This is a genomic window from Variovorax sp. 20P10.2.4, from assembly GCF_058244205.1.
Window position 1 is genome coordinate 1 of the sequence record NZ_JBZAYE010000645.1, and the last position, 3998, is coordinate 3998.

The 3998-nt window shown below is 67.4% G+C and carries 3 protein-coding genes and 1 riboswitch; of the genes, 1 reads left to right on the forward strand and 2 read right to left on the reverse strand.

Annotated elements, in window-relative coordinates:
- Positions 1–134 precede the first annotated feature (134 nt).
- Both metH and AC27VN_RS34875 read right to left on the reverse strand, forming a co-directional pair.
- On the reverse strand, positions 135–2849 hold the full coding sequence (gene metH, locus AC27VN_RS34870; protein WP_490879558.1) for a methionine synthase: 2715 nt from the start codon (positions 2847–2849) through the stop codon (positions 135–137).
- 60 nt (positions 2850–2909) lie between these two features.
- A riboswitch (S-adenosyl-L-homocysteine riboswitch) is annotated at positions 2910–3039 on the reverse strand.
- Positions 3040–3108: 69 nt separating this feature from the next.
- Positions 3109–3546 (reverse strand): PACE efflux transporter, encoded by a 438-nt coding sequence (locus AC27VN_RS34875; protein WP_395349432.1) that lies wholly within the window; start codon positions 3544–3546, stop codon positions 3109–3111.
- Between the two features lie 117 nt (positions 3547–3663).
- Here AC27VN_RS34875 and AC27VN_RS34880 point away from each other — a divergent pair.
- A partial coding sequence (locus AC27VN_RS34880; protein WP_490879559.1) for a LysR family transcriptional regulator occupies positions 3664–3998 on the forward strand: 335 nt, incomplete at its 3' end.

Below are 3998 nucleotides of genomic sequence, written 5' to 3' on the forward strand. Positions count from 1 at the left end.
CCGCGTGGTGCGCGAGGATGAAGAGCAGTGTCTGAATGGGAATCCCCCGGAAGCCTGGATCGGTTCAGCGGCCCGCGAGGCGGGCGGCGTGGATGGCGGCGGCGCGGGGGAACGGAAGGGCCCGCCGCGCGCCGTCAGAGGTTGGGCGCCAGCAGCCGTTCCAGTTCGGATTCGCTCGCCTTGCGGCGCACCGCCTGGTCCTGCAGCTGGTCATGGCCGATTTTGCCTACGTTGAAGTACGTGCTGTCGGGGTGCCCGAGGTAGAACCCCGACACGCTGGCGGCCGGCATCATAGCGAGGCTTTCGGTCAGGCTCATGCCAATGTCCGTGCAGTTCAGGAGGTCGAACATCGGCTTCTTCACGCTGTGGTCGGGGCAGGCCGGGTAGCCGGGCGCGGGGCGGATGCCGCGGTACTTCTCGGCGATCATCTGCTCGTTGCTCAGCGCCTCGTCGGCCGCGTAGCCCCAGAGGTCGGTGCGCACGCGGTGGTGCATGGCCTCGGCGAAGGCCTCGGCCAGCCGGTCGGCCAGCGCCTTGAGCATGATCGCGGAGTAGTCGTCGAGGTCGTCGACGAAGTACTTCTCCTTCTTCTCCACGCCCAGGCCCGCGGTCACGGCGAACATGCCCACGTAGTCCTTCAGGCCGCTGTCGCGCGGCGCGACGAAGTCGGCCAGGCAGCGGCTCGGGCGCATCGTGCCCTCGATCTCCTGCTTCTCGGTCTGCTGGCGCAGGCCGTACCAGGTGAGCGCGGCCTCGCTGCGCGACTCGTCGGTGTAGAGCACGATGTCGTCGTCGTTCTCGGTGTTGGCCGGCCAGAAGCCGACCACGCCGCTCGCGCTGAGCCAGCGGCCCTCGATCAGGCGCTTGAGCATGCGCTGGCCGTCGGCGTAGACGCGCACGGCCTCGGTGCCGACGATCTCGTCCTTGAGGATGGCCGGGAATGGCCCCGCGAGGTCCCAGGTCTGGAAGAACGGGCCCCAGTCGATGTACTTGGCGAGCTCGGTCAGGTCGAAGTTGCGGAACATGCGCCGGCCAATGAACTTGGGCGCGGGCGGCACGTAGCTCGACCAGTCGATGGGCGTCTTGTTGGCGCGCGCCTTGGCCAGCGGCCACAGCGGCACCTGCTTCTTGTTGGCGTGCTGCGTGCGCACCTTCTCGTAGTCGGCGTTGATCTCGCCGATGTAGGCCGCGGCCTGGTCGCTCAAGAGCGACTGCGCCACGCTCACGCTGCGCGAGGCGTCGGGCACGTAGACCACCGGGCCTTCGTAGTGCGGCGCGATCTTCACGGCCGTGTGCACGCGGCTGGTGGTGGCGCCGCCGATCAGGAGCGGGATCTTCTTGATGCGGAAGTGGTCGTCCTTCTGCATCTCGCCGGCCACGTACTGCATCTCCTCGAGGCTCGGCGTGATCAGGCCCGACAGGCCCACGATGTCCGCGCCCTCGACCTTCGCCTTGGCGAGGATCTCGTGGCACGGGACCATCACGCCCATGTTCACCACCTCGAAGTTGTTGCACTGGAGCACGACGGTGACGATGTTCTTGCCGATGTCGTGCACGTCGCCCTTCACGGTGGCGATGATGATCTTGCCCTTGGTGCGCACGTCGCGGCCCGCGGCCTCGTCCTGGCGCTTCTCTTCCTCGATGTAGGGGATGAGGTGGGCCACGGCCGACTTCATCACGCGCGCCGACTTCACCACCTGCGGCAGAAACATCTTGCCCTGGCCGAACAGGTCGCCCACGATGTTCATGCCGTCCATCAGCGGGCCTTCGATCACGTGCAGCGGACGGCCGCCCTTGGCGAGGATCTGCTGGTAGGCCTCCTCGGTGTCTTCCACGATGAAGTCGGTGATGCCATGCACCATGGCGTGCGACAGCCGCTGGTTGACGTGCACCGGCTGCTCGGGCGTGCCGCGCCACTCGAGCTTCTTGCTGTCGTCCTTGGCACCGCTCTTGGCGCTCTCGGCCACTTCGACGAGGCGCTCGCCGGCGTCGGGCCGGCGGTTGAGCACCACGTCCTCCACGCGCTCGCGCAGCTCGGGCTCGAGGTCGTCGTAGACGCCGACCATGCCGGCGTTGACGATGCCCATGTCCATGCCGGCCTGGATCGCGTGGTACAGGAACACGGTGTGGATCGCCTCGCGCACCGGGTCGTTGCCGCGGAAGCTGAAGCTCACGTTCGACACCCCGCCCGAGACCTTGGCGCCCGGCAGGTTCTGCTTGATCCAGCGCACGGCGTTGATGAAGTCGACCGCGTAGTTGTCGTGCTCCTCGATGCCGGTGGCGATCGCGAAGATGTTCGGGTCGAAGATGATGTCCTCGGGCGGGAAACCCACCTCGTCGACCAGGATGCGGTAGGCGCGCTCGCAGATCTCGACCTTGCGCTCGTAGGTGTCGGCCTGGCCCTTCTCGTCGAAGGCCATCACCACGGCGGCCGCGCCGTAGCGCTTCACGAGCTTCGCCTCGTGCTTGAACTTGTCCACGCCCTCCTTCATGGAGATCGAGTTGACGATGCCCTTGCCCTGGATGCAGCGCAGGCCGGCCTCGATCACTTCCCACTTCGAGCTGTCGACCATCACCGGCACGCGCGCGATGTCGGGTTCGCTGGCGATCAGGTTGAGGAAGCGCACCATCGCGGCCTTGCTGTCGAGCATGGCCTCGTCCATGTTGATGTCGATCACCTGCGCGCCGTTCTCGACCTGCTGGCGCGCGACCGCCAGCGCCTCCTCGAACTGGCCGTTGAGGATCATGCGCGCGAAGGCCTTGGAACCGGTGACGTTGGTGCGCTCGCCGATGTTGACGAACAGGGATCCCTCGCCGATGGCCACCGGTTCGAGACCGGACAGCTTCATGGGAGAAACGAAAGGCGCGGGGACATCGCTCATGGGGCTCACCTGGGCAGGGGAAGACACGTCAGGTGAGCGTCGTTGCAACCGGGCCTTCCGGGCAGGTTCTGCGAGAAGGCGCCTTCCAAGCCTGACGGCGGGTGCGCGGACCCGAGCCGGGGTCCCGCGCGCCGCCGCTGCAACGCTCCTTGGAAGGGGTGGCGATTTTACCGGCTGCCGGCCGTGCCAACGGCCCGCGGGTGTATCCGCGGGCCGCCGGAAAGGCTCAGGCCGCCTGCGCGACCGGCGCCGCCGAGGCCGGCAGCCCGAAGGCGCGGTCGAAGGCCCAGTTGAAGACGAAGGTGTAGACCAGGAAGAAGATCACCAGCCCCAGGTCCATCACCAGCGCCTGCCACAGCGAGATGCCCAGGCCCCAGGCGAACATTGGCACCAGCAGGCCGATCAGCCCGCCCTCGAAGCCGATGGCATGGGCGATGCGGCGCTTGATGCTGCGCCCGCGCACCGCCTGGCGCGCCTCCCAGCGCTCGAACAGGCTGTTGAAGATCAGGTTCCAGATCACCGCGATGACCGAGGCCGCCACCGCCAACACGCCCGAATGGCCGAGGCCGGCGCCCGTCATCAGCGCCAGCCCGGCGCTGGCGGCCACGATGGCGATCCCTTCGTAGAGGGTGATGTAGACGATGCGGCGCTGGATTCCCTGCATGACGGACTCTCTCCTTGGCTTGTTGTGTGACTGCAATGCCTGGACTTTATGTGTCTTCTGCTGATATAAAAAGTCAACTTATTTCAGTTTTATTGATAGGTCGATCCGAAAACCGCCATGAGCTTCTCCAGCGACAGCGTCGAGGTCTTCCTGGCCGTGATCGACCACGGCTCCTTCTCGGCCGCCGCCCGCGCCCTGCGCCGCGTGCCGTCGGCGGTCAGCATGGCCATCGCCCACCTCGAGGCCGAGCTCGACCTGCAGCTGTTCGACCGCAAGGGCCGCGAGCCCCGTCCCACGGCCGCCGCGCGCTCGCTCGAGCCGCAGGCGCGCGCGCTGGCGGCGCAGCTGCGCCAGCTCGACGCGCAGGCGCTGGCGCTCACGCAGGGGCTGGAGGAACGGCTCACGCTGGCGATCGCGCCCGAACTGCTGGCCGCGCCCTGGAGCGGCGCGCT

Excerpts from the sequence above, each read along its gene's own strand:
- AC27VN_RS34875 (WP_395349432.1), bottom strand. The coding sequence starts at position 3,546 with ATGCAGGGAATCCAGCGCCGCATCGTCTACATCACCCTCTACGAAGGG.
- metH (WP_490879558.1), bottom strand. The coding sequence starts at position 2,849 with ATGAAGCTGTCCGGTCTCGAACCGGTGGCCATCGGCGAGGGATCCCTG.